The 21,178-nt window shown below is 72.7% G+C and carries 20 protein-coding genes; 8 read left to right on the top strand and 12 right to left on the bottom strand.

What is annotated here, in order from left to right; genetic code table 11:
• Nucleotides 1-118: 118 nt before the first annotated feature.
• Both ACFWY5_RS14660 and ACFWY5_RS14665 read right to left on the bottom strand, forming a co-directional pair.
• Nucleotides 119-262, bottom strand: a complete 144-nt coding sequence (locus ACFWY5_RS14660; RefSeq protein ID WP_379632203.1) for a hypothetical protein — start codon at nucleotides 260-262, stop codon at nucleotides 119-121.
• A 9-nt stretch (nucleotides 263-271) separates the two neighbouring features.
• Nucleotides 272-1,984 (bottom strand): hypothetical protein, encoded by a 1,713-nt coding sequence (locus ACFWY5_RS14665; RefSeq protein WP_379609476.1) that lies wholly within the window; start codon nucleotides 1,982-1,984, stop codon nucleotides 272-274.
• A 183-nt stretch (nucleotides 1,985-2,167) separates the two neighbouring features.
• On the opposite strand from ACFWY5_RS14665, the gene ACFWY5_RS14670 reads away from it, so the two are divergent.
• Both ACFWY5_RS14670 and ACFWY5_RS14675 read left to right on the top strand, forming a co-directional pair.
• The gene (locus ACFWY5_RS14670; protein ID WP_379609475.1) at nucleotides 2,168-3,697 is read left to right on the top strand and encodes an MFS transporter; all 1,530 of its coding nucleotides are present in this window, start codon (nucleotides 2,168-2,170) and stop codon (nucleotides 3,695-3,697) included.
• A 47-nt stretch (nucleotides 3,698-3,744) separates the two neighbouring features.
• A complete protein-coding gene (locus ACFWY5_RS14675) occupies nucleotides 3,745-4,395 on the top strand; it encodes a DoxX family membrane protein (protein WP_379609474.1) in 651 nt (216 codons plus the stop codon).
• Between the two features lie 4 nt (nucleotides 4,396-4,399).
• Here ACFWY5_RS14675 and ACFWY5_RS14680 read toward each other — a convergent pair whose 3' ends face one another.
• The 3 genes from ACFWY5_RS14680 to ACFWY5_RS14690 all read right to left on the bottom strand — a co-directional run bounded on the left by ACFWY5_RS14680 (nucleotide 4,400) and on the right by ACFWY5_RS14690 (nucleotide 7,295).
• Entirely contained in the window at nucleotides 4,400-5,332 is a 933-nt protein-coding gene (locus ACFWY5_RS14680) for a DMT family transporter (protein WP_379609473.1), read from the bottom strand.
• A gap of 77 nt (nucleotides 5,333-5,409) precedes the next feature.
• The gene (sthA, locus tag ACFWY5_RS14685) at nucleotides 5,410-6,813 is read right to left on the bottom strand and encodes a Si-specific NAD(P)(+) transhydrogenase (RefSeq protein ID WP_379609472.1); all 1,404 of its coding nucleotides are present in this window, start codon (nucleotides 6,811-6,813) and stop codon (nucleotides 5,410-5,412) included.
• A 95-nt stretch (nucleotides 6,814-6,908) separates the two neighbouring features.
• Nucleotides 6,909-7,295, bottom strand: a complete 387-nt coding sequence (locus ACFWY5_RS14690) for a hypothetical protein (protein ID WP_379609471.1) — start codon at nucleotides 7,293-7,295, stop codon at nucleotides 6,909-6,911.
• A 181-nt stretch (nucleotides 7,296-7,476) separates the two neighbouring features.
• Between ACFWY5_RS14690 and ACFWY5_RS14695 the strand changes: the two genes are divergently transcribed.
• The 5 genes from ACFWY5_RS14695 (at nucleotide 7,477) to ACFWY5_RS14715 (ending at nucleotide 11,650) form a co-directional block, all read left to right on the top strand.
• A complete protein-coding gene (locus ACFWY5_RS14695; RefSeq protein WP_379632205.1) occupies nucleotides 7,477-8,178 on the top strand; it encodes a sulfotransferase family protein in 702 nt (233 codons plus the stop codon).
• Between the two features lie 64 nt (nucleotides 8,179-8,242).
• Entirely contained in the window at nucleotides 8,243-9,139 is an 897-nt protein-coding gene (locus ACFWY5_RS14700; protein WP_379632207.1) for an ATP-binding cassette domain-containing protein, read from the top strand.
• Nucleotides 9,136-9,912, top strand: a complete 777-nt coding sequence (locus tag ACFWY5_RS14705) for an ABC transporter permease (protein WP_379632209.1) — start codon at nucleotides 9,136-9,138, stop codon at nucleotides 9,910-9,912. The genes ACFWY5_RS14700 and ACFWY5_RS14705 overlap by 4 nt, the downstream gene beginning before the upstream one ends.
• An 11-nt stretch (nucleotides 9,913-9,923) precedes the next feature.
• Nucleotides 9,924-11,021 (top strand): sensor histidine kinase, encoded by a 1,098-nt coding sequence (locus tag ACFWY5_RS14710; protein ID WP_379632211.1) that lies wholly within the window; start codon nucleotides 9,924-9,926, stop codon nucleotides 11,019-11,021.
• Nucleotides 11,012-11,650: a response regulator gene (locus ACFWY5_RS14715; protein WP_379609464.1), complete on the top strand. Its 639-nt coding sequence runs from the start codon at nucleotides 11,012-11,014 to the stop codon at nucleotides 11,648-11,650. Before ACFWY5_RS14710 ends, ACFWY5_RS14715 begins: the two co-directional genes overlap by 10 nt.
• 29 nt (nucleotides 11,651-11,679) lie before the next feature.
• On the opposite strand, the gene ACFWY5_RS14720 is transcribed toward ACFWY5_RS14715, so the two are convergent.
• The 4 genes from ACFWY5_RS14720 to ACFWY5_RS14735 all read right to left on the bottom strand — a co-directional run bounded on the left by ACFWY5_RS14720 (nucleotide 11,680) and on the right by ACFWY5_RS14735 (nucleotide 16,413).
• Nucleotides 11,680-11,925, bottom strand: a complete 246-nt coding sequence (locus ACFWY5_RS14720) for a hypothetical protein (RefSeq protein WP_379609462.1) — start codon at nucleotides 11,923-11,925, stop codon at nucleotides 11,680-11,682.
• Nucleotides 11,926-12,007: 82 nt separating this feature from the next.
• Complete coding sequence (locus tag ACFWY5_RS14725) at nucleotides 12,008-13,093, bottom strand: MFS transporter (protein WP_379632213.1); 1,086 nt, start codon at nucleotides 13,091-13,093, stop codon at nucleotides 12,008-12,010.
• Between the two features lie 2 nt (nucleotides 13,094-13,095).
• A complete protein-coding gene (locus ACFWY5_RS14730) occupies nucleotides 13,096-15,831 on the bottom strand; it encodes a hypothetical protein (protein ID WP_379632215.1) in 2,736 nt (911 codons plus the stop codon).
• 138 nt (nucleotides 15,832-15,969) lie between these two features.
• Entirely contained in the window at nucleotides 15,970-16,413 is a 444-nt protein-coding gene (locus ACFWY5_RS14735; RefSeq protein WP_379609458.1) for a hypothetical protein, read from the bottom strand.
• A 344-nt stretch (nucleotides 16,414-16,757) separates the two neighbouring features.
• Between ACFWY5_RS14735 and ACFWY5_RS14740 the strand changes: the two genes are divergently transcribed.
• On the top strand, nucleotides 16,758-16,928 hold the full coding sequence (locus ACFWY5_RS14740) for a hypothetical protein (protein WP_184974622.1): 171 nt from the start codon (nucleotides 16,758-16,760) through the stop codon (nucleotides 16,926-16,928).
• Here the strand turns inward: ACFWY5_RS14740 and ACFWY5_RS14745 are convergent, their stop codons facing one another.
• The 3 genes from ACFWY5_RS14745 to aceE are packed head-to-tail and all read right to left on the bottom strand — an operon-like array spanning nucleotide 16,929 to nucleotide 21,175.
• Entirely contained in the window at nucleotides 16,929-17,552 is a 624-nt protein-coding gene (locus ACFWY5_RS14745) for a pyridoxamine 5'-phosphate oxidase family protein (RefSeq protein WP_379632217.1), read from the bottom strand.
• Between the two features lie 43 nt (nucleotides 17,553-17,595).
• Nucleotides 17,596-18,684, bottom strand: coding sequence for a PrsW family intramembrane metalloprotease (locus ACFWY5_RS14750; RefSeq protein ID WP_379609456.1), 1,089 nt, complete (start codon nucleotides 18,682-18,684; stop codon nucleotides 17,596-17,598).
• A gap of 52 nt (nucleotides 18,685-18,736) precedes the next feature.
• On the bottom strand, nucleotides 18,737-21,175 hold the full coding sequence (gene aceE, locus ACFWY5_RS14755) for a pyruvate dehydrogenase (acetyl-transferring), homodimeric type (protein ID WP_379632219.1): 2,439 nt from the start codon (nucleotides 21,173-21,175) through the stop codon (nucleotides 18,737-18,739).
• Nucleotides 21,176-21,178: the final 3 nt, after the last annotated feature.

The following is a 21,178-nucleotide window of genomic DNA, read 5'->3' on the forward strand; positions in this document are numbered from 1 at the left end:
GCGTCCTTGAAACGGTGCCGGACCTCGGGCATGGGAATGTCACCGGTCGGCAAGCCCGTGTTGGCGGCGACGATCCTGGCGAAGCGCTCCGGGTGCTCGGCGACGACGCGCAGCCCGATCAGCCCGCCCAGTCCTGGCCGACCAGGGGATGCCGGTCAGGCCGAGCTCGTCCAGCAGGAGGCGGCGGGTCCGTCTCGTACCAGGCCATGCGGATGCCGTCCACCTCGGCGAAGCGCGCTTCGGGGGTGCGCAGCAGATCCATCTCCCGGCGTTAGCGGCGCTGGTGCCGCCCGGGGAACTCCCCCACCAGAACGTGGCTCGGTGTCACCCGCAGCGCGTCGGAACCGGCCAGGGCGATGCCGCGTACCTCCACCCAGAACCGGCGCTGCAGAGGGTCGGCGGCGAACACCGACACCCTCGGGTCGGCCTCGACCGCGGCCCAGGCCTGCGGTTCGGCGATCAGGCGCAGCTCGCCGGCCCTGGTCACGGAGGCGACCGCGCCCACGACGCGTGGGCCCGCCGGGTCGGCGTAGGAGAGCACCACGGATCTGGCATAGGCGAAGGCCTGCCGTACCTCGGGAGAAAGGGTCACCGACGGGGCGTCGCCGAGCAGCGGCTCGCACATGATCAGGGAGGCCCGCCACGGGCCCGGGGCGCCGCGCCACCAGGCGCGCGCGCCGCGCAGCGCGAAGAGCGCCACGACCGCGCCGAGCGCGCCCAGGCCCGCCCACCAGGCCCAGGCCAGCGCGAACACTCCCCCGGCCGCGCACGCCGGCGCCGCCACCACGACCAGCAGCGCCGCCGCCAGCAGCCACCGGTCCTCGCCGTGGCGGGCCTTGCGATAGGCCTCCATCAACGGGTACGGCACCGCCAGCGCCACCACCGCCGCCCGGGGCTCCAGCACGAGCGCCCCGAGGACCAGCGGCACCAGTACCGACCAGACCCGGCCGAGAACGATCCACAGCACGACCCCGGTGTTCCGCCGCCCCTCGCGCTCCCCGCGGGCCAGCGCGAACTCCTCCAGCGCCCGCAGCGGCCGCCCCCGCCAGACGCCGCCGAGCCCGTGCAGGACGGCCAGGGCGGGCCAGCCGAGCACGAGGATGCCGGTCAGTCCCGCCCAGACCGGGTCGAGCGCGGAGGTGAACGCGGGCAGCACCAGCCAGGCGGCGAACGCGGCCACCGCGACCAGCGCCGACACCACCGACGTGCCCAGCCAGGGCGCGCGGCCGAACATGGCGGGCACGTGGGCCCACACGCCGATCCTGCGCGCCTGCCGCACCGTCAGCACGGCCACGGCCACCAGGACGGCGGCGCCGCCCAACCGGGCCTGCGGCCCCAGGTCGAGGCTCAGGGCGGCGAAGCCGATGGCCAGCGTGGCCACGGCGAGGAGCAGGCGGGTCTGGCGCGACCACACCTCCAGGGCCCGCCGGGCGCGGCCGCTCTCGCGCGGGTCGAGCGGCCAGGCGGGGTCGTGGTGGGCGCGGGGGCTGTCCCAGCGCAGCCAGGCGAGGCCGAGGTTGACGCGGGTCTGCGGGTGGGCGATGTCACGCTCCAGAGCGGCGGCGTAGGCGGTCCTGGCCCGGCGGTGCTCGCCGCGGATGAGGGCCAGGTCGCCGAGCTGGAGGTGCGGGGTCAGCTCTTCCGGGGCGAAGGCGCGGGCCAGCTCCGCCTGGCGGACCGCCTGCTCCCAGCCGCCGGGGGCGCGACGCTGGGCGGCGGACAGGCGCAGGCGGGCCGGCCAGGATCCGGGGGCAAGCCGTACGGCGTGCTCGGCGTGCGCGAGGGCCTCGGCGTCGCGGCCGAGCCGTTCCTCGGCGAGGCTGATCAGGCGGTGGGCCCATTCGGCGTCGGGGTCGAGTCCCGCGGCCTTCTGGGCGGCTTCGAGCGCGGACTCCGGGCGGCCGTCGCGCAGCCGGGCCGCCGACAAAGCACACCATTCGCGCGGGGATCGATCAGGGTCGTCGCCCGTTTCGTCTTTCCCCACACGGTCATGATCGGTGGGTTGGTAGAGCTTTCATAGATCCGGACATATGCCTGTATCTCTCTAGAGAGGTCGGGGCGAGATGTGGATCATCCGATACCGCTATGCCAAGTGCCGCACATCGCCTAAGCTGCCACGCATGCTTACGCGGGCCCGTTGCGACCGAGGCGGCCCGCAGGGGGTTCCATGACCGTCACCCAGGCCGCGCCCATCGTCAAACGGGCCCAGCGGGTCGGAAACGACAACCGCTGGGCCGTGCTGGTGCTGCTGTGCCTGAGCCTGTTGCTGATCACCGTGGACGCCACGGTGCTCCACATCGCGGTGCCCGCGCTGACGGCCGCGCTGGAGCCCTCGGCCGTGCAGCTGCTGTGGATCATCGATGTCTACTCCCTGATCGTGGCGCCGCTGCTCATCCTGTTCGGCACGCTCGGTGACCGCTACGGGCGCAAGCGGCTGGTGCTGACCGGGTTCGTGATCTTCGGCGTGGCCTCCGCGCTGGCCTCGGCCGCGACCACCCCGGCCATGCTCATCGGGGCCCGCGCGCTGCTCGGCGTCGGCGGGGCCATGATCATGCCGGCCACGCTCTCGATCATCCGCCAGGTCTTCACCGACCGGCGCGAGCGCGCCGTCGCGCTGGGCGTCTGGAGCGCGGTGGCCGCGGGAGGCGCGGCGGTCGGCCCGCTCGTCGGCGGCGTACTGGTCGGCTGGTGGTGGGGCGCGGTCTTCCTCATCAACGTGCCCATCCTGCTCGTGCTGCTGCCCGCCGCGACCCGCCTGCTGCCGGAGTCACGCGAGCGCGGCGGGCGCCGCTGGGACGCGCTCAGCGCCGCCCTGTCCGTGTTCGGCATCCTGGCGCTGGCCTTCGGGCTCAAGGAGGCGGGTTCTGGCGGCCTGATGCCGTTCGGCGCCGCCCTGCTGGTCTTCTCGGCGGGGGTGGCGCTGCTGGTGTGGTTCGTCAGGCGGCAGAGCGGGCTGGCCGCGCCGCTGCTGGACGTCGGGCTGTTTCGCCGCCGGGAGTTCACCACCGGGGTCGCCGGGGTGCTGCTCGGCGTCTTCGCCCTGGTCGGGCTGCAGCTGATGCTGGCCCAGTACCTGCAGCTCGTGCTCGGCGACAGCCCGCTGCAGGCCGCCGTACGCATGCTGCCGCTGGTCGTCGCCGCGATCTCCGGCGGGCTGGCCGCCGCGCGCATCCTGCCGAGGATCGGCATGCGGGCCACCATGAGCGGCGGCCTCGCGCTGGTGGCGCTCTCCCTGTCACCCACGCTGACCTGGGGCGTCGAGGGGCATCCCGTGATGCTCGCGCTCTGCTTCGTCGGCATCGGGTTCGGCGTGCAGGTGGCGCTGCTCGCGGCCTCCGACACGATCATGTCCGCCTGCCCCGAGTCGCGGGCGGGCGGGGCGGCGGCCATCGAGGAGACCGCCTACGAGCTCGGCGCCGGACTCGGCGTGGCCGTGCTGGGCACCATCACCACCCTCGCCTACTCTCCCGCGCTGCCGGCCGTACCCGGTGTGCCGGAAGGCGGCATGGACCAGGCCAGGCAGTCGCTGGCGGGCGCGGCCCACGTCGCCGACCAGGTCGGCGGCGACGCCGGACGCGAGTTGCTCGGCGCCGCGCGCTGGGCCTTCGTCAACGCGCTGCACACGACGGTCGTGGTCAGCGTGGTCCTCCTCAGCCTGACCGCCCTCGCGGTGGCCACGCTGCTTCGCCGCGATTGAGGTGTGTGATGTCCCGTTCAGGGCAGGCATCAACCGTGAGACAGGCAATGCGAGACATAGCCGCTTTAGTGGCCCGCGTCGGCGTGGGCGGCCTCTTCTTCGCCAACGGCTGGAGCAAGCTGCAGGTCGGGCTGCTGGCCACGGGCGAGGCTTTCTCCAGGCAGGGCGCGCCCGCGCCCGGAGCCTGGGCCACCGTCACCATGCTCACCGAGCTCATCGGCGGCGCGCTGCTCATCGCCGGGCTGGCCGTGCCGGTCACCGGGCTCATCCTCTTCGTCGAGGCGCTGGCCGTCTTCCTGATCGCGCCGCCGCTCAACCCCGTCACCACCAACGAGCTCATCGCCCTGGGCGCCGCCGCGATCCTGCTGGCCGTCGTGGGCGCCGGGCGCATCTCCGTGGACCACATGGTGGTCATCAGGCGCAGGGAGTCGGAGGCGGCCTCGGAGTTCGCCGCCGACAACGAGGCCGACCAGGTCATCGCCTCGCTGCGGGAGCCGTCGGCGCCGGAGATCGCCGCCCCGGCCAAGGAGGAGCCGCAGAAGCCCGCAGACCCGCCCGGCGCCACCGAGGACACCGCGCCGCATCCCCGGCCGCGCCGCCGTAACGGGGGCCCGGACGAGACGGCGCCCGGCGACACGCTCGTGGCCGGGCGCAAGAAGCCGCCCGCCGCGCGCGGGCGCAAACCGCCGGAGGAGTGAGCGCTCAGGCGTCCGCGCGGGTCTTCACGGGCCCGTCCAGGGGTACGGCGCCGCCTCGCCCCAGCCGGATCGCCCCCTGGGTCAGCGCGATGGCCACCAGGATGACCACGGCGCCGACCGGCTGGTTCCAGGTCAGCGCCTCGCCCAGGATCACCAGCCCGGACAGCGCCGCGACGACCGGCAGCAGATAGGTCACCGTCGAGGTGGTCGTCACGCCCGCCTGCCCCTGCACCCAGTACAACAGCAGGTAGGCCACGCCGGTCCCGAGCCCGCCGAGCGCGAGCATGCTCCACCACACCCCGGCCGAGACCGTGGTGTCCACCAGCGGCACCCCGGCGACGAGGGTGATCACGCCGAGCTGCGCGGCCCCGCTGAGCAGTTGTCCCGTGGCCAGCACCACGGGCGCCTCGGTGCGCCGCCCGGTGATGAACCGGCCCATGTACGCGCCGCCGACGCCGTAGCAGAGCGCGGCGGCGAAGCAGGCGAGGCTGCCGCCGAGCTGCCCTCCGGCCATCGGCTGCCAGACGCCGAGCACCACCATGACCCCGGCGAACCCGAGCCCGAGCCCCGCCACCCGGCTCGCGGTCGGCTTCTCGGCGCGCAGCAGCAGCGTGAAGGCGAGCGTGCACAGGGGCGTGGTGGCGTTCCAGATGGCGGCCACGACGGAGGAGACGTACTGCTCGCCCCAGGCGAACAGCGTGAACGGCAGCGTCGTCAGCACGACCGAGGCCACCTGGAAGTGGCCCCAGAGCCGCGGGTCGCGCGGCAGCGCCTTGCGGCTGATCGCCAGCGCGGCCAGCAGCGTGGCCGCGCCGATCACCATGCGGGTGAACGACACCTGCAGCGGATGCAGCTCGCCGACGGCGACTTTGATGAAGAAGAAGCTGTTGCCCCAGACGAGCGCCAGCATGAGGTAGGCGGGCAGCCAGCGCCGCATCGGTCCCTCCCGGTCTGATGGATCGGCAGGAGCGTAGCGGCCTTTCTTCTCGGCGTATGTAGGGATATCTCCCTATCTCACAGCTCGAACTTCGCGACCCTTCTGAGCTTGTTGACCGCGTCGAGCGCGGCCACCTTGTACGACTCGGCCAGCGTCGGATAGTTGAAGACCGCGTCCACGAGGTAGTCGACGGTGCCGCCGCAGCCCATGACGGCCTGGCCGATGTGCAGCAGCTCGGTGGCGCCGGTGCCGAAGACGTGCACGCCCAGCAGGGAGCGGTCCTCGGGCGAGATCAGGAGCTTGAGCATGCCGTACGTGTCGCCGATGATCTGGCCTCTGGCCAGCTCCCGGTATCGGGAGATGCCCACCTCGAACGGGACGTGGGAGCGGGTCAGCTCGTCCTCGGTCTGCCCGATGAAGCTGACCTCGGGGATCGTGTAGATCCCGATCGGCTGCAGCGACGACAGCCCGCGCAGCGGCTCCCCGCACGCGTGGTGGGCGGCGATGCGGCCCTGCTCCATCGACGTGGCGGCCAGCGAGGGGAAGCCGATCACGTCGCCGACGGCGTAGATGTGCGGTACGGCGGTGCGGTAGAAGGAGTCCACCGAGATGCGCCCGCGGTCGTCGGCCGCCAGCCCCGCGGCGTCCAGGCCCAGGTCGTCGGTCATGCCGTGGCGGCCGGCGGAGTACATGACGGTCTCGGCCGGGATCTTCTTGCCGCTCTCCAGCAGCGTGATCGCCCCGCGGGGCCGCTTCTCGACGGCGGCGACCGTCTCGCCGAACCGGAAGGTGACGGCCAGGTCGCGCAGGTGGTACTTGAGCGCCTCGACGATCTCCAGGTCGCAGAAGTCCAGCATGCGCTCGCGCCGTTCGACCACGGTGACCTTGGTGCCGAGGGCGGCGAACATCGAGGCGTACTCGATGCCGATCACCCCGGCGCCCACCACGACCAGCGAGTCGGGGACGGCAGGCAGGTTCAGGATGCCGTCGGAGTCGATGATCGTCTCTTCGTCGAACTCCACGGACTCGGGGCGCGCGGGGCGGGTGCCCGTGGCGATGATGATCTTCGCGGCGCTGACCTTGACGTCACGCCCCTGCTCGTCGATGACGTCCACGGTGTAGGGGTCCACGAACCGCGCCGAGCCCGTCAGCACCGCGACGTGGTTGCGGGAGAGCTGGCTGCGGATCACGTCGACCTCGCGGCCGATCACGTGCTGGGTCCTGATGCCCAGGTCCGCGACCGTGACATCGTCCTTGACCCGGTAGGACTGGCCGTACATCTCGCGCTGGTTGAGTCCGGTGAGGTAGAGCACCGCCTCGCGCAGTGTCTTGGAGGGGATCGTGCCGGTGTTGATGCACACGCCGCCGATCATGTTGCGCCGCTCTACGACGGCAACCCGCTTCTCCAGCTTGGCGGCCGCGATGGCCGCCTTCTGCCCGCCAGGCCCGGAACCTATGACAAGCACGTCAAAGTCGGTCACACGACCCACAGTACGGTTCCCCTCCGCGCCGGTCACCAGCCCCAAGCCGGCGGTTTCCCCGGCCCGCGCGGCGGCACGGGCCGGGGAACCGGCGATCAGCTGTAGAACGTGGTCGAGCTGTGGGTGACGGTGGTGCCGCGCTCGCCCCAGTAGGAGGTGATGTCGGCGCGGTAGCGGGTGTCCTCGTAGGCCGTGGCCAGGCTGCCGCAGGTGCTGCCCGGGTGGCCGTAGTAGTTGTTGTTGTCGGTGATCGTCGGCGAGGGCCCGGGGCGGGACAGCGGGACGAGCTTGACCTTCACCCAGCGGGCGCCCTCGGTGTTGAACGCCGCGACGCAGAGGCTGTCGGTGCCGTCGTTGTAGCTGACGGTGCCGTCGCCCACGTTCCTGGAGAAGGAGTTGGCCAGCGCGGGCTGGGCGAGAGCGAAGCTGGCCGCAGCAACGGTGACGCCCACCACAGCGGTCTTGAGGAGGTTCTTCATCATGGCCCTTCGATCGGGAGCGGTGCGGGTTCCACCGCCCTCGCAGCGATCTTGGCCAACGGCTCGTCCGTGACAACAGGTCCTAACGGGAGAATTCTCCAGTTAGTCATGTATTCGTAGACAGCTATTCGTCCGGCACGTATCGATGATCAGAGGCACATCTTCCGGCAGAGGAGACGGCGACATGCTGAACGTGATCGGCGCGGGCTTCCCGCGCACGGGAACCTCTTCGATGAAGGCCGCACTGGAACGGCTGGGCTTCGGTCCCTGCTACCACATGTTCGAGATCCTCACCCACCCGGATCACGTGGACCGCTGGCTGCCCGTGGCCGAGGGGCGCGCGCTCGACTGGGATCACGTCCTCGAGGGCTACCGCTCGGCCATGGACTGGCCGGCCAGCCACTTCTGGCGTGAACAGGCCGAGGCCTACCCGGACGCCAAGGTGGTGCTGACCGTACGCGACCCGGCGCGCTGGCGCACCAGCATGCAGGCGCTGGTCTCCCACGGCCCCAAGATGCTGGCCGCCACCGGCCTGCCCCCCGGAGCCGAGGAGGTCCTCGGCTCGATGCGCCGCCTGAACCCCGTGCTGGACATGATCGGGCGGGCCGCGTTCGGGCCGGAGTTCGCGATGGCCCAGGACATGCCGCCGGTCGAGGTGGCCACGGAGTTCTTCGAGCTGCACACCGAGACCGTCAGGCGCACGATCGCGCCGGAGCGGCTGCTGGTCTTCGACGTGCGCGAGGGCTGGGAGCCGCTGTGCGCGTTCCTGGGGGCCGAGGTGCCGGACGAGCCGTTCCCGCATCTCAACGACGCCGACGCGATGAAGACCATGCTGACGCGGCTGACGACGGAGGGAGTGGTGAACTCGCCGTTCGGTGGCGGTTAACCCCCATCGGACTCGACGGTCCGCCCCCATGGCCTCTCACCTGGGCTTTCCCTAGCGTTGACGCATGATCACACTACGCGGGCTGACCAAGCGCTACGGCGCGCGCACCGCGGTCGACGACCTCACCCTGGAGGTACGGCCCGGCGCCGTGACCGGGTTCCTGGGCCCGAACGGCGCCGGGAAATCGACCACGATGCGCATGATCCTCGGACTCGACCGGCCGGACGCGGGCACGGCGCTCGTGGGCGGCCGGCCGTACCACAGGATCGAGAACCCGCTGCGGACGGTCGGCGCGCTGCTGGACGCGCGCGCGGTGCATCCGGGGCGCTCGGCGCGGGCGCATCTGCTGGCGCTGGCCCGCAGCAACGGCATCGGCCGGTCCCGGGTCGGCGAGGTGCTGGAGACCGTCGGGATGGACCGCGCGGCGGGGCGGCGCGCGGGCTCGCTGTCGCTGGGGATGAGCCAGCGGCTCGGGATCGCGGCCGCGCTGCTGGGCGACCCGGCGGTGCTGATGTTCGACGAGCCGGTCAACGGGCTCGACCCGGACGGTGTGCGCTGGATCAGGCGGCTGATGCGCGGCCTGGCCGACGAGGGCAGGACGGTCTTCGTCTCCAGCCATCTGATGAGCGAGATGCAGCTGACCGCCGACCATCTGGTGGTGATCGGGCGCGGGAAGCTGATCGTGGACGCGCCGCTGAGCGAGGTGGTCGCGGCGGGCGCGGTGCGGATCCGCTCCCCGCACGCCGGAGATCTCGCGGTACGGCTGCGCGCCGCCGGCGTCGAGGCGTCCAGGACGGGCGAGAGCCAGCTCGTGGCCACCGGCGCGACGACCGAGCGGATCGGCGACCTGGCCCACGAGGCCGGCATCAGGCTCCACGAGCTGAGCACCCAGGAGGCCTCGCTTGAGCAGGCCTTCCACGAACTGACCGCGGACAGCACCGAGTACGGGAGCCGGGTATGAGACGGGCGATCTCCGCCGAGTGGGTCAAGCTGTGGTCGGTCCGTTCGACCTGGTGGTGCCTGATGGGCGCGGCGGCGCTGATGGTGCTGGCCTCGGTCACGGTGGCCGCGGCGCTGGGCTCGCACAACGGGCAGCCGCGCACGGAACGGCTGGCCGCCACGGAGCCGGTCGTGTCCGCGGCGATCTTCGCCCAGTTCGCGCTGGTGGCGCTGGCGATGCTGGTGGTGACCTCGGAGTACTCCTCCGGCGGGATCCGGGTGGCGTTGCAGGCGACGCCGGTCAGGGGGCGGTTGCTGGCGGCGAAGGCGCTGGTGGTGGCGCCGGTGATGTTCGTCACCGGGGTGGTGAGCGGGGCCGTGGGGGCGGTGCTGACGTACGTGCTGCTGCGGATGGAGCCGTTCGGGGTGCCGGTCTCGCTGGCGGCCGGTGAGACGGCGGGTGACCTGGTCAGGCTGGGGGCGTTCTGCGCGCTGGTGGGCGTGCTGACCGTCGGCGCCGGTGCGGCGCTGCGCAGCGCGGCGGGGACGCTGACCGTGGTGTTCCTGCTGATGATGGGGCTGCCGCTGCTGATCATGATGACCGGCGCGCCGGCGCTGATCGACGCCTCGATGCGGCTGCCGATGTTCGCGGGGCTGGCGTTCATGGAGAGCGTGGAGAACATGACGGGCGGCCCGATGCCGTACGCGCCGGGTGAGGGGCTGGCGTGGCTGCTCGTGTGGACGGCGGCGGCCCTGGCCGCCGGGTACGTCGTCCTACGCCGGCGCGACGCCTAGACTGCGCAGCCGTGGCGGGAGTCATCGGAAAGAGGCTGGCCGGCGTGCTCGCCGGGCTGCTGTCCGGCCTGCTCGAACTCGTTCTGCTGGCCGCCGCCTGGCCCGCCAGGCGGCGGTGGGGCCCGGCGGTCATGCGGCTCGAACACCGGCGGCTGGCCTGGCTCGGCCTGGACGGCGTCCCGCGGCCGCCCTCCTACCCCTACCTCGCGCTGCGGTCGCTGCTCGGCGTCACCGGCGGATACGCGGTGTTCGCGCTGGTCTTCGTCGCCGGGCTGTTCCTGGCCGGCTCGGCCTGGTCGCTGATCACCGGCAGCTCCGACGTCGTCTCGCTGTCCTTCCCCGGCCTGCACCTGGAGACGCTGAGCTGGACGATCGGGCTGAGCGGCGGGCTGGTCGTGCTCGCGCTGACCGCCGGCGCGGTGGAGCTGGTCGCGTGGGCGGAGCGGCGGCTGGCCGTACTCTTCCTCGGGCCTGGACCGGAGGAGCTGATGCGGCGGCGCATCGCCGAGCTCACCGACACCAGGCTCGGCATCGTGCGCGCCGTCGACGACGAGCGGCGCAGGATCGAGCGGGACCTGCACGACGGCGTGCAGCAGCACGGCGTGGCGCTGGCCATGCTGCTCGGCCGCGCCCGCCACAGCCCCGCCGGCGCGCCGGAACTCGTCGACCAGGCCTACGCCGAGTCGCGCAGGCTCCTCGACGAGCTGCGCAGCGTGGCCTGGCGCGTCTACCCGACCGCGCTCGACGAGCTCGGGCTGAGGGCCGCGCTCGACGGAGTCGCCGAGCGCGCGGGCGTCCCCGTCACCGTCCGGTACGGCCTGCGCGCCCGCCCCGTCTCCGAGGTGGAGACCGCCCTGTACTTCGTGGCCCGCGAGGCCATCACCAACGCCGTCAAGCACGCGCACGCCCGTGACATCCTGGTCGATCTGCGCGAGGAAGGTGAGGCGATGGTGGTGATGACGGTCTCCGACGACGGCGGGGGCGGCGCCGACCCGGCGGGCGGCGGCCTGTCCGGGCTGGCCAGGCGGGTGCGGGCGCTCGACGGCAGCTTCGAGGTGGTCAGCGGCGCGGACGGGACGACCGTGCGGGCGGTGCTGCCGTGCGGCTGATCCTGGCCGACGACGCGGTCCTGCTGCGCGAGGGACTGATCAGGCTGCTGGAGGACGCCGGTCACGAGGTGGCGGCGGCCGTCGGCGACGCCGGGGCCCTGCTGGCGGCGGTCGAGGAGCATCGGCCGGAGGTGGCGGTGGTGGACGTGCGGATGCCGCCCACCCACACCGACGAGGGCCTGCGGGCGGCGCTGGAGATCCGTTCGCGCCGGCCCGAGGTCGGCGTGCTGGTCCTGTCGCAGTACGTGGAGAAGACCTACGCGGCCCGGCTGCTGTCCGGCACCGGCGTCGGCTACCTGCTGAAGGACCGGGTCTCCGAGGTCGGGGAGTTCCTGGACGCGCTGGAGCGGGTGCGGGCGGGCGGGACCGTCCTGGACCCCGAGGTGGTCAGGCAGTTGCTGGCCCGCACCTCCCACGCCGACCCGCTGGCCCGGCTGAGCGCGCGCGAGCGCCAGGTCCTGGAGCACCTGGCGCAGGGCCTGGCCAACACGGCGGTCGCCGAGCGGCTGCACGTCTCGCTCAGCACGGTGGAGAAGCACGTCAACGCGATCTTCGACAAGCTGGAGCTGCCGCAGCACGCCGACTACAACCGCCGCGTGCTGGCCATCCTGCGCTACCTGGACGACTAGCCGCGACGCCGCCGCTTGGACGTAGGCGCCTAAACGTAGGCGTCTGCGCGGTCGACGATGCCGGTGGCGCCTTCCTGGCGGGCGCAGTGGGCGCAGCAGTACCAGGCGCGCTCCACCTGGACGCCGTGGCCGATGACGCGCGCGCCGCAGTGCTCGCAGATGGGCGCCATCGCCTGGATCGCGCACTGGAAGGAGTCGAAGGTGTGCACCGCGCCCTGCGCGTGCACCTCGAAGCTCATGTCGTAGTCGTTGCCGCAGGTCTCGCAGGCAGCCATGGCCGTGCTCCTCTCGTTGATCGATGCGTGGCGGAAATACCCCCTTCTCCCTCGCCTCTTCCCCAACGGCGCCCCATATTCTTCACCGCCGGGCAGCGGCCACCAGCAGGGGAACGGCGAGCAGGGCCAGCGAAGCCAGCGCCACCGGCAGGCCGGCGGCCGCGGACAGGGCGCCGACCAGGAGCGGGCTGGCCACGAAGCCCGCGTAGGAGATCGTGGAGATCGCCGCCACCAGCGAGCCGCCCGGGTCGTCGGCCGCCGCGCGGCTCAGCAGGGCCGGGACCGGTGGGCCGAGCGCCAGGCCGGTCAGCGCGAAGCCGGCCAGCGCCCAGGCGGGCGAGGTCGCGAGAGCGGCCAGGACGATGCCCGCGCCGCCGCCCAGACCGGCGACGGCAAGCAGCGCACGGGTGCCGAGCCTCGGCCAGGCCTGGGCCAGCAGGCGTCCCACGGTCAGGGCGGCCATGTAGACGGCGGGGGCGGAACCGGACAGCAGGGCGGTGGCGCCCAGGTGGTCCTCCAGGAGCAGGGCGGACCACTGCTCGACCGCGTTCTCGATGATCAGCACGCAGGCGGCCAGGGCGCCCAGGAGTGCCGCCCGGCGCCACGCGGTGGTGGCGCGGCTCGCCGTACCGGCGGGCGGGCCCGGAGGAAGGGACAGCGGCGCGAACGCCGCGCCGAGCACCACCACCGCGACGGCGGCGAGCACGGGTCCCGGGCCGGCGCCGAGCTCCCTGGCCAGGCCGGTGGCGGGGGCGGCCACGATGACGGCCGGCGGGAAGGCGGCGTACACCGGCTGGAACAGCCTGCGCCCGCTCTGCCGCTCCGCCCGCCCGGTGGCGAGGTTCAGCGTGACGTCCAGCGCGCCGCTGGCCGCCCCGAGCAGCACCAACGCCCCCGCCAGCAGGTACGGCGAGCCGCTGACGGCCCAGGCGAGCGCCAGGATGCTCAGCCCGAACAGTGCCGTGGCGGTGGTGAGCCCGGCGCGCTCCCTGCCTCTGGCCAGGCGTCCGGCCAGGGCCATCGCGGGGATCGCGCCCACCGGGACCCCGCTCAGCGCGAGCCCGAGGTCGGCCGTGGAGATCGCGAGCTGTTCCTTGATCGCCGGCAGCAACGCCGCCCACGAGCCCCAGAACACCCCCCACACAGCGCAGACCAGGATGAGCGGCACGCCTACCGATGCTGCCACACCGCGGCCCGGCCGCTTTCGCCCTCGCACGCGCGTTGCCACAGGACGGGCCAGCCGCCCCTTCCCAGCCAGGCGGCGGGGGCGAGCAGGCCGTGGGTGGCGATCCGGTCCCAGAAGGCGTCGAGGTCGGCGCCGAGCTCCAGGGCGCCGGGGCGGGCGCCGTGCCAGGGGCCGTCCTCGTCGGCCAGGCTGGAGGCGGGGTATCCGGGGATCTCCACGGCCGCCGGGCGCGCCACCGCCGCCAGGCCGTCGGAAGGTCCCCAGGAGGTGACGGCCGTGGTCAGCGCGCACAGCACTCCGGTTCCGGGACGGCGGGCCATCGCGCGAGCCAGCCGCGGGTCACCGGCGCCGGCCAGCTCGCCCAGCGCCCGCCGCAGCCGGACCGTCACCAGCTCGGCCGTCCTGGCCCGCGCGATCGCCTCGTGCCTGGCCAGCTTCCGCAGCGAACCCGGCACCGGCTCGTCCCTGGCCAGCGGCGCCACCCGGGCGGCCAGCGCGGGCTCCAGCCCGCCGATCGCGGTGCTCATCGGCCGGACGCCGGTCAGCGCCCAGAGCCCGGCGGCGCCGAACGTGTCCAGCGCGCCGCCGCACGCCCGCGCCGTCTCCTCCCGGCCGGCCCGCCGCAGAGCCACCAGCCCGGCCTCGGTGTCCGCACTGAGCACGAAACCCTTGACGAGCGTGGACAACGCGGGCAGCGCATCGGCGAGAGCCCGCTCGGCCAGGGCCGTCAGGGGCTCCCCGACCTCGCGGAACAACCGTCCGGGCCGCCGTCCGGGCCCTTTGACCGGCCGGGGCGAACGCTCCGGCAGTCGTGCCGACGGCACCGGCAGCCGCCCTGCCCACGCCCGTACCCGGCGCTCCAGCTCCGCCTCCGGGTCGGCGTTGAACCTGGCCCGGATCTCCCCCACGCGCCACCCGTGCCGTTCGGGCTTGATCTCCAGGTTGGCCGTGATCTGCCCGTCGCCGTCGATGAGCGCGGCCAGCACGGCGCGTCCCGCCGACGCCTCCTCCAGGTAGTACGGCCCGGCGATGCAGTTGCCCATGTAGGCGGCCCACTCGGCGGGGGCCCGCGGGTCGCGCGCCCAGCGGACCGTGACCGTGGTGCCGGGCACCCGGGCGCCCTCCAGCCGGGCCAGTTCATCGGGCAGCGGGAAGACGCCGGTCAGGGCCTCGGCGACAGCCGTACCGGCGAGCAGCCCGTCGACCAGCTCCGCCCAGGTACGGCAGCGCGAGACCCGCCCGCCCAGCGACACGAGCCGCGCCGCGCCCGCCAGGGCCAGCGCGGCGGACTCCACCCGGGGCACCAGCGGCGCGGGCGCGGCGGGCTCGGGGTCCCAGTCGACATGGGGGACGATCGGCCCGTGCGCGATCTCGGCGGCGTCGTGGCCGTGCGCGGCGGCGAGGGCGTCGGCCAGGTCGGCCAGCCAGAGCAGGTCGCCCACCACCTCGGACCCGCCGTCCCGCTCGGACCGGGCGGCCAGCGGCTCGGCGCCGCCGCACAGGACCGGCTGGGCCCAGGTGCGCGGAGAGCGGGCCCGGCTCAGGGGTACCGCGGCGCGCCAGTCGCCCAGGTCGCGGCCGGTCCAGTGCCTCAGGTCCTGGTCAAGGTGCTCGGGGATGTCGACCAGCAGGTCCTCGACCGCGTCCAGCACGACGACGCCGTAGTCGCGGGCCCTGGCCAGCCGCTGGTGGGCCAGGTCGGGGCGGTCGGGCCGCCTGGCCAGGTCGCGGACGTAGAAGCCGGGCCGAGGCGGCAGCCCCGCCTGCCCGGACAGGCGGCGCGAGCCCTTCGCCGTTCCGGCGGCCGCGTTCAGCTGCGCGGTCATGCTCGCCAGGCCCGCCCGGGTCCCGAGATCGGCCACGGCCACCGCGGTACGCAGCAGGACGGTCGCGGCCATCGCGTCCTCCAGCGCCGTCTGCAGCATGACTGCCCAGTCGGTGGGGCCGGGCGTCCAGCGTGCGGCGTCGGCCAGCGACGGCTTCGAGCCGACGGTCATCGCGAGGCGGCGCAGAATCAGCTCGTCGGCGCCCCGCCGGTAGAGCTCGCGCAGCTCGTCCTCCCGGTCGACCTTGCCGTGCGCCGCCAGCCTGGCCGCCCGCCGCTCGATGGCCGCGTGGTGCGCGGCGACCCGCTCCCACAGGTCCATGAGCGGCGCCGTCCTGCGGGGCCGCGGCACGTCCGCGAAGATCTGTCCCAGATGTACGGCCAGCCGCGACGCCCGTTCCCGCCCGGCGATCCCGTCGGGCCCGGAGCACGCGCCCAGCAGGGTTTCCAGTTGCTCGGGCCCCAGGATGTCGCTGGCCGCCGAGGCCAGGGTGAGCGCGTCCCAGCGGCCCTCGGCGACGGCCGCGGCTGCCGCGGCGCCGACCGGCTTGGTGGCGGCGGGACCGAACAGCGCCACCAGGACCCCCGCGCGCTCCCCGAGCAGGTGCGCCCGCTCGGGCCCGAGCACGCGCAGCGCGGCGAGGACCGCGTCCCTGCGGTCACCGGCGGCCCCGGCCAGCCGCGCGGAACGGAACCCGCCACCCAGGTCCACCCCCGCCCCGGCGGCGTCCTCGCCACCGGCGGCCACCAGCCGCCGCAGTTGCGCCAGCGCGGGAGCCGGGTCCCGCCCCCCGGGCCCCACGACGACCGCCGCGCCCTGCCGTGGGCGCGCGGGGTCGAGCACCCGGACCAGCAGGCCCGGGTGGGTCACCACGCCAAAGGCCAGCCGTGTCATGATCCTCCCTCCGCTTTCCACGGTAGGGATCACATATCCGGAAAACACCTGCTTTTCGGCGCCACCCCCGGCTCCCGGCGTGACCGTACGCGCACGCGCCGGTAGAGGAGATCTACCGGCGCGCGCCTGCCGGATGGATCAGCGGAACCGGGCCTTGCCCCGCTTGTTCCAGCCGCCGTTGACGTCGAGGTACTCCCTGGAGTGCCAGTTCTTGAACTGCTTGAGCGCGCGGGCCGCGCCGCCCGCGTATTCGACCTTGTCGGGGTTCCAGAGGCCGAGCTTGTGGTAGCGGTAGAGCTGCGTGCCGGCCTGCTCCTCAGTCCTGGCCGGCGGGGTCGCGCCGGTCCTGAGGTCGTTCCAGGCGCGGCCCTTGGCGGTCAGGTCCCCGTCGCGGCCGATGAGGTCGTGCTTGCAGTAGGTACGGTGCTGCCGCTTGGCGACCTTGGAATTGTCGGAGTACTCGACCCGGTTCGGGTCGAAGGCGCACTTCTCCTTGGCGGCGGAAGCCGTACCAGGGAAGAGGACGAGAGCGCCGAGCGCACCGGCGGCGAGGGCGGCCGTGATGATCGTTCTGGTGTTCATGCAGATGAAGATGCCCGCCCAGTTCCAAGACCGTTTCCCGGTCACCACCCGGTTGCGTAACGGAAGTCCAGGAGAAATGCGTTGTGGGTGGCAGCGGGCGGCGGTTAGGTTGCAACTGCCTGCCAACCCGGCGGCAACCGGGCCGGGTGACCGTGGAAGCGAGAGGGGGCAGACCATGCGACGCGTCAGGAAGATCAAGCCATCGACCAAGAAACGCCCTGAGCTGGACCTGCGCACCCCGTCGGGGCGACGACTTCCTTACTGATTGTGGTCCTTACGACCAACTTACGGGTGGTTCTGTAGATAACATAGGTAACAGAAACATCACGCCGGGGGGCTTGAGGATGAAGAGGCTAATGGTGGTGCCGCCGCGTATCGCCAGGCACAAGGTCCGCGACATCCGTTCGGGCGGCCGCCGCGGGCCCGTGGTCGCCGACCCCAAGGTCGTCGACCTTCGTGCCTACAGCGGCCGTAATGTGATCCTTTTCCCCGGCGGGCCGACGCCCGCCGCGTGATCACACCTTGTAGAGCTTGTCGGCGTAACCCTTGCTGTAGTACGCCTCCAGCTGCTCGACGCTCTCGGTCACCGTCTGGACGTCCTTGACGATCCGGGCGTGCGAGGGCAGCTCGTCGGGGCTCCACGACTCGGGCTTCCACAGAGACGAGCGCATGAACGCCTTGGCGCAGTGGTGGAAGATCTGCTCGATCTCGACCACGAGCGCCAGGTGGGGCCGGTGGCCCTTGACGATCATCTCGTCGAAGAACGGCGCCTCGCGGATCAGGCGCGCCCTGCCGTTGATGCGCAGGGTCTCGTTTCTGCCCGGGATCAGGTAGATCAGCCCGACGTGCGGGTTGCGCAGGATGTTGACGAAGCCGTCGGCGCGGCGGTTGCCGGGCCGGTCGGGGATGGCGATCGTGGAGTCGTCGATCACATGGGTGAAGCCCGCCGGATCCCCCTTCGGGGACACGTCGCAGGTGCCGTCGTCGCTCGAGGTCGCGATCAGGCAGAACGGCGAGGCCGCCAGCCACGCCCGGTCGAGCTCGTGCAGTTTGGGGCGGTCCTTGGTCGCCGCTCGCGGCATCACCTCGCCCAGCAGTTCACGGAGTTCTTCGGCTGATTCGATCTCCATCCAGGTCATTGGCCCATTCTTGACCATCCGCCGGCGAAGCGGGCAACGGGGTCTACCATCGGCGGGCCCGCGCCATCACGTCCAGGAGGGCGTCGCGCTCGGCGGCGAAGGACTCCAGGTCCATGCGCTCGCGTTCGGCGCGCACGTGCAGCATGGTCAGTTCGGTGGCCGCCTGCTGGTAGTCGGACATCGCCCGGCCCAGCCCCGCCTTCTTCGCCCATGCCCGCGCGTGCTTGCGCGCCTTCAGCGTGGTCAGCATGCCGAGATCCTGCGGGCTGAGCAGGCCGGTGCCCTGGTAGCGGGGCAGCACGTCGCCCATCCTGGCCAGCAGCGCCCGCCGCTCGCGTACCGTGACCAGGATCAGCACGACGAGCACCGCCATGATCACGAGGTAGGCGAGGCCGAAGAAGGGCAGGGAGCCGGTGGTGGCGCTGCCGTTCCAGAGCATGTGCAACGACACCGCGCCCAGGTACCCCAGCGGGATCGCCCAGTACCGGCGGCGCACCGCCGCGTACGCCACCCCGATGCCGATCAGCGAGGTGTAGACCGGATGCCCCAGCGGCGAGATCACCCCGCGCAGCACGAACGTCGCCACGGCCCCGTCGACCCCGCCCTGCCCGAACGAGCCCAGGTAGTAGCCGACGTTCTCCACGGCGGCGAAGCCGAGCCCGGCCATGCCCGCGTAGATGATGCCGTCGGTCAGCCCGTCGATCTCGCGCCGCCTGCGCAGCAGCGCCAGCAGCGCGGCGCCCTTCAGGGCCTCCTCGATCACCGGCGCGAGCACGACCGTGCCCACGTCGTCGGTGACGCCCGCGCTGTAGCCGAGCCCGGCGACGACCGCCTGGCCCGCCATCGTGAGCGCGATCCCGAGCACGATCGCCACGCCCGCGCCCCACGCGAAGGCGAAGCCCAGGTACAGCCGGGGCTCGGGCTCCAGCCGGTCAAGCCCGAGGACCGCCGACAGCAGGATCGGCAGCGGCGCCAGCGCGAGCAGCATCGACAGGCCCCAGCCGACGGGGCCGCCGCTGAGCAGCAGGACGGTGAGCACGAGCGCGGCCAGCGCGCTGGACACCCCCAGGCCGAGCAGCAGCCGCAGGCTCGGCCGCGGCGCCAGGGCGGGGGGACGGAGGTCGACAGCCATGCCTCACTGTGCCCCCGTCCTGTCAACGTCCGCTTGACAGCCGCTTGAATCTTTACTCGATCGCTTTCAGGACGGCGTCGGCGATGGAGCGCGGGTCCACGCCGAAGTGCTCGCGCACCGCCTCGCGGGTGTCGGACAGGCCGAAGCCGTCGGTGCCCAGCGAGGTCCAGGGGCGCTCGATCCACGGCGCGATCTGGTCGGGCACCGCCCGCATCCAGTCACTCACCGCGATCACCGGCCCGTCCGTCCCGGCAAGGGCCTGCTTCAGGTACGGCACGCCGTCCGTGGCCATCGCCTCCCTGCGCAGCTCGCTCCAGGAGGTGACCGACCAGACGTCGGCGCCCACGCCGTACTCCTCGTCGAGCATCTTCTGCGCGGCCAGCGCCCAGTGCACGGCGGTACCGCTGGCCAGGATGTGCGCCTGCCCGCCGCCGGCCGAGTACCGGTAGATGCCCTTGACGATGCCTTCCTCGACGCCCTCCGGCATGGCGGGCTGCGGCAGCGGCTCGTTGTAGACGGTGAGGTAGTAGAAGACGTTCTCGGGGGCGGGGCCGTACATGCGGCGCAGGCCGTCGCGCACGATCACACCCACCTCGTAGGCGAAGGCCGGGTCGTAGGACAGCGCGGCCGGGTTGGCCGAGGCCAGCAGGTGCGAGTGGCCGTCGGCGTGCTGGAGCCCCTCCCCGGTCATCGTGGTACGGCCCGCCGTCGCCCCGACCAGGAAGCCCCGGCCGAGCTGGTCGGCCAGCGCCCACATCTGGTCGCCGGTCCGCTGCCATCCGAACATCGAGTAGAAGATGTAGAACGGGATCATCGGCTCGCCGTGGGTGGCGTAGCTGGTGGCGGCGGCGGTGAGGGAGGCCATCGAGCCGGCCTCGGTGATGCCCTCGATGAGGATCTGGCCCTGCTCCGACTCCTTGTAGGCCAGCAGGAGCTCCCGGTCGACGGAGTCGTAGCGCTGGCCGAGCGGGGAGTAGATCTTCGCGGTGGGGAAGAGCGACTCCATGCCGAACGTCCTGGCCTCGTCGGGCACGATGGGCACCCAGCGGCGGCCGGTCTCCGGTTCCCTCATCAGGTCCTTGACCAGGCGGACGAAGGCCATCGTGGTGGCCACCGGCTGCGTGGACCCCTTGGCCAGGGCTTGGAACGGCTTGTCGCCCGGCAGTTCAAGATTTTTCTGGATGTACGCGCGCTTGGGGATGGGGCCGCCGAGTGCCTCGCGGCGCTCCAGCGCGTACCTGACCTCGGGCGAGCCTGGGCCCGGGTGGAGGAACGGCGGGAACTCGCCCTCCAGCGGCGGGACCGGCAGGCCCAGCCGCTCGCCCATCTCCCGGAACTCCGCCAGGCTGAGCTTCTTCATCTGGTGGTTGGCGTTGCGGGCCTCGACCCCGGCGCCGAGCGTCCAGCCCTTGACCGTCTGCACCAGGATGACGGTCGGCGCGCCCTTGAGGGAGGTGGCCCGCTCGTAGGCGGCGTACACCTTGCGCGGCTCGTGCCCGGCCCGGGAACCGCCGACGATCCGCCGCAGTTCCTCCTCGCTCGCGCTCGTGCGCAGGCCGTGGAACAGGTGCTCGCGGATGTAGGCGCCGTCGGAGGCGGCGAACGTCTGGAACTGGCCGTCGGGGATCTCCCCCAGCCGGGCGACCAGCTCGTCGTCGTGGAGCAGGCCGTCCCACTCCCGGCCCCACAACGCCTTGACCACGTGCCACCCGGCGCCGCGGAAGACGCTCTCCAGCTCCTGCACGATGCGGGTGTTGCTGCGTACCGGGCCGTCGAGGCGCTGCAGGTTGCAGTTGATCACGAAGGTGAGGTTGTCGAGCCCTTCGCGGGCGGCCAGGGTGAGCGCCGCCGTGGACTCGGGCTCGTCCATCTCGCCGTCGCCGAGGAAGGCCCAGACGTGGCTGTTGCTCGTGTCCTTGATGCCGCGGTTATGGAGATAGCGGTTGAACCTGGCCTGGTAGACCGCGTTGAGCGGGCCCAGGCCCATGGAGACGGTCGGGAACTGCCAGAAGTCCGGCAGGGCGCGCGGGTGCGGATAGGAGGGCAGCCCGCCGAGGGTCTCGCGCCGGAAGGCGTCAAGCTGCTTCTCGCTCAGGCGGCCTTCGAGGAAGGCGCGGGCGTAGATGCCCGGGGAGGCGTGGCCCTGGAAGTACACCTGGTCGTCGGCGCCGTGGAAGAAATGGTTGAACCCGATCTCGTACAGCCAGGCCGCGGAGGCGTACGTGGCCATGTGCCCGCCCAGGCCCAGCTTGCTGCCCCTGCTGACCATGGCCGCGGCGTTCCAGCGGTCGTAGGCCGCGATGCGCTCCTCCAGCTCCAGGTCACCCGGGTAGGGCGGTTCCTCGGCCGTGGGCACGGTGTTCACGTAACGGGAGGACGTGGCCAGCCTCCGCAGCAGGTAGTCGGCCCGTTCGGGACCGGCAGCCCGCCTGACCGCGTCGAGCGACTCCAGCCACTCGGCGGTCTCCTGAGGATCCAGATCTTTCTCCATACC

The sequence above is a fragment of the Nonomuraea sp. NPDC059007 genome, from assembly GCF_042740555.1.
GTDB lineage: Bacteria > Actinomycetota > Actinomycetes > Streptosporangiales > Streptosporangiaceae > Nonomuraea.